2 protein-coding genes are annotated in these 4,386 nt (G+C 37.7%); both read right to left on the bottom strand.

Annotated elements, in window-relative coordinates; translation table 11 throughout:
* A partial coding sequence (gene cas7d / locus VE944_RS31460; protein ID WP_324986921.1) for a type I-D CRISPR-associated protein Cas7/Csc2 occupies positions 1 to 996 on the bottom strand: 996 nt, incomplete at its 3' end.
* A 50-nt stretch (positions 997 to 1,046) separates the two neighbouring features.
* The coding region (gene cas10d / locus VE944_RS31455) for a type I-D CRISPR-associated protein Cas10d/Csc3 (protein ID WP_324986917.1) at positions 1,047 to 4,386 on the bottom strand (3,340 nt) is incomplete at its 5' end.

The raw sequence follows: 4,386 nt of genomic DNA, 5'->3' as shown, positions 1-4,386 counted from the left end.
AGCAGTTTTTTTCTTGCTGATATGCTTTTTGGCATAATCTTTAGCTTCTGCATCAGCCTTTTGCAAAATTGCCTGAATTCCTTTCTCACTTCCTGTTAAAGTTTTGACTTCATTAATTAGGGATACAAAAGCATCACCAATTAAATCTGTATGAACAATAAATTCATCAGCCATTAACCCCTCAATAGCATCTTTAGCAGCAGTAATCACATTATCTTCATCTAGTGGATCGGGAGGGTTTATAGTATTATTAGATTTCATTTGATCATATATTGTCTGAGTCCAACGCAGGTTACTAGTAATTTCTCCATCAGCAAATACAACACCAATTAACTCATTTCTAACTCGACCTGTACGGGTTGTTTGCGCTCCATAATGACGAGTTCGCAAAATATTATTAAAAACGTAAAGGAAGCTAGCCTCAGTGGGGTCTTTCAATGTGACAATACTAGGGAAGAAAACTTGCGGTCTAATATGGTCTTGCTGATTAATTCGACTGGTAACTTCACCAGGTTTAGAACCATTTTCACCCTTGGAAGCCATCGTACCATTTTCATAGGGAGCGTTGAGGGTGAATGTTTCGTGTGATTCATCAAAAGCTGTAATTGAAAATGCTGTGTCTACCACAACTTTTGATTTTTCAGAGCCAGAGTCACCAATAGCAAAACCGTAAATGATGCAATCAGGATTATCCATTGCAAAATTCACGTTGTATTCGCATTCTTCAGCCGTCATTAATCCATAGTTACGCAGTAATTCCCGTCCGACTAAACGCTCTGGTGTAGACTGTTTGCGCTTGAACATTGACAAACGGCTAATAGTGGTTTTGTCTTTAACTCCTGCTCTTACCCGTGCTTTATTCAATTCTGCATCTGTCTGGAATAGTGGATAAGATTCAGTAATGCGAATAGTTAAGAAATGAACATATTTCCCCATTGGTTTGTAAGGAATCTCAGTTTGAAAGAATTTGGATTCAATAGTTTTTAAAATTGCCATAATTTTCTCCAAAAAATTGTTTACTACTTGTTTACTTCTAGGGTAAAAATTTATTCCGGTTCATTAACATCATCTATTACAGGAATATTTTCATTTCTTCCTGCATTTTCTTTGTCATCTTCAAGGCGATAAAGAAATTCACAGGTATCTCGAATTAAGTTGAGTTGACGACCTGCCAAACGAGCGCGATCGCCTGCAAATGCGTGATCAAATACCTCCACTACAAAATACTTGGCAAAATCTAGAACAGCTTGCCGTTCTTCTTCTCGTTTGCTCATGATCCACCGCCCTTCAGCAGTAGACGAATGAACACGATCCATGAGTTTAAAAACTTCTGCTGCAACAGCCACAACTAATGTTTCTCCCTGAAACACACTTGACTCAGCTTTGAGTATAGTTTCAGCCGCAATATCAACTGGTTTTAACACAGCATTAGACTTAGGGTTATAACGCTTATTAGCTCGATAAAATCTGCGGTATAAATCTGTTAATTTCTTAGGATGATTCAGACTTGATGCTTCTCCCACAATTAATTGCTCCATATTAGTGTCATATTTCACATAAGGGTCAAAACAAGGATAAAAATGATAAGCATAAAGCCGGATTTTTTCAATTCGCGCTGTTTCCGATCCCTGGTTACGCACCCAGCGATTGAGGTAAGAAAAAACGTACAACGGACTGGTTTCAAAATCTTTAGCCAGTTCTGTGAATCTCCCCCAATTGGCATCGTAACCAGACTTACCTTGCCTAGCATTCACATCTAAATGAATGGCGTAAGCGGCAGTAAGCACATTTAAAGGTGCTGGGTATTGGATGCCGTTTTCGTTCCAGCCTTCGAGGATGTAGTCAAGACGGAAGCGATCGCGCCTTACTAAAGCACGGAAAGCATGAGGCGCACTATCAAGGAAAACGCTTTCCTCAAATTCAGCCCCATCATTAAAAGGTGGAATAGGTGACTCTGAAACCACAGTTTTAACATCTAAAATCATCGGGAAAGCAAAGGCTAACCAAGTTGGCATTATCCAAGATTCTGTATCGGTGCTGTCTCTTCCTGGCGGGAGCGCCATGAAGTAAAATGTTAAAGGCTGGTCTTCAGGATAGGAAAGCTTAAAGGTGCGGTCTTTGTCACGCTGGAGGTTTTCATCAATTAAGAAACTATCTACACTTTGGTAGCGATCGCGCCCCAAGTTCGCTTGCAAATCTTTACTGATAAAATGATTGCGAATGCTGGTATCAAAGCGAGTTTGAGCAATACCATTGTAGGCTTTCTGCAAAAACTTGTTAGTCTCTGGAGTAAAGTAATAAGTAGGATAAAAGTAGAGATAACGATATTTACCATCTTCAAATCGTTTACCTACAGCTTGAGTTTGATTCATCAATATTTGCCTCAGCATCATCTCCACACCTGCAATACTGGAGATATTGCGTTTAGCGTTAGAACCTCCTAACATTTGCTTGTTTGTATAAACTTGAGGCGTAAATAAAACTGCTGATTCCATTTGCTCAGTCACCGTGTAAGCAGAATGAGAAATTGAGCAGATTAATTGTTTCCCTCGCCCTGGTTTTTTCGCTGCATTATAATTACCTAACTCATCTAGAAATGTTTCAACTTGAGTTTTAACGGATGGTTCTTGATTAGTACCTGGTAACATCACAACTCGTTTTACCCAGAGCCTTAAATCATCCCAACCATCAGGTAATTGATATTGAGAAATTATCGGAGAAATTAAACTTGTCAAGTAGTCAATGACTTTCTGACAAGTTTCGCGTACATCTTCAATTCCTGGATGATGCTCTAAATATTTAGCCGCCAGATAATACCATTCATAAGGTACTCCTCCAGTATTTCCCTTTAACTTATTTTTTTTCAGGCTTTTATTAATGCGTTGAATTTCTCTAATTTGGGGTAAACATTCTGCTAAATTCCAAAATTCTGCAACCTTCTGAGTTAAATCAAAATCGGGAACTGCTGGCAGCTTTTTATCTTTCTTACGAGCATAATCAACGCGATTAACTGTCTCTTCCCAAATTTTCCGGCTAACTAAATCACCAAATTCTGCTATTTGGTCAATACGGATATCGTCTTCAAATTTGAAGTCATAATCAGCAGATAAAACATTTTGTTGCTGAAACTTATTCAGATTTTCACTGCGACTTTTAGCAACAGAGCCTTTATTAGGGTTTAAGATGCGTAATGTAGCATCTAAGGCTACTTTCATCAAGCCAATGTCATCAAAAAATAAGTTGTAATATTCGGCATATTTCATGCCTTTGCCATCTCTACCAAATCCTGTTTGTCTGAGGCGTAATTGTCCAGCACAAAGCGATTTAATACTGTTAACTACACGGTCTGGTAAATCTTCCGGCGAAATAGCTGGAGCATTGCGCGAAGCCAGGTAAATTACGCCTGTTGGCAGATATAACAAAGGTTCATAGTAAGTATCCTCATTAGTATTAAGACTAGTATGAGCCTGAATTAAAGCATTATTTACTACATTAGTTAAAACACCACGATTCTCAGCAATGCTGTGATAGGTAAATTTTAATTGCCCATCACTGAGGCTGTGGAGAATTCCATTTAATGCTTGGTGTTCTGCATCTTGAGGATGTTTAATAACTGAGGAAAGTAAATCAGCTAAACAAGTTAAATCAGCAAGACATATCAGAATGTAATCATCAATTATTGGCTGTAAACCATGCTCAGAAACATTGAGATTTGTATCATTTCGGCGCTGGGCATTGTAGACAATAAATAACAAATCATCTCGATATTCTTGCCATGCTGTTGGTTCATCAGGGCTAACAAATTCATCAAGACCTAATTCACAGACTATAACATCTATAATTTCGCGGTGGGCATCTACAGATAACTTGCGAATGTCTTGTTCTTTATCTTGGCTAATTGCTTTATAATTATCTGGCATTTTAGAAAATAGCCGATAATCAAACTTTTCAAAATCATGTAAAATAAATCCAGCAATTAATAAGCGTCTTTCTTGTTCTTGAATTACCCTTTTTGCAGTAGTATCAAGCTTATTTAGACAACGTTCTATTAAATTAGCTGGTAGTAACCCATTGAGTAAATGAGTATTTAAAGATTGATCACCTGCATTTCTTCGAGCAAGTTTTTTCGGCTCTTTTATGTTGTAACTTTTTCCTAAATTATTTTTGTAGAACTTCTCTATCTCTTTTTCTCTCTTTTCATCAAGATAATCAAAAAATTTCCCACCTTTAGCTGTAACTCCAACCGCTACCCGTAAAAGATTGGGTAAAACGTTATCACTAAATTCCTGCATAATTAAATCACCGTCATTTTCTGATTTAATTGCCTCTTGCAGTAACTTGAGGGTTAAGAGTTCTGCTGTTTGTGTTTCGACTTTTAGATTAGAT

Source organism: Nostoc sp. (genome assembly GCF_035638895.1).
Classification (GTDB): Bacteria; Cyanobacteriota; Cyanobacteriia; order Cyanobacteriales; family Nostocaceae; genus Nostoc.
Note: the sequence above shows the minus strand (reverse complement) of the source record. Positions and strands in the feature narration are given on the sequence as shown.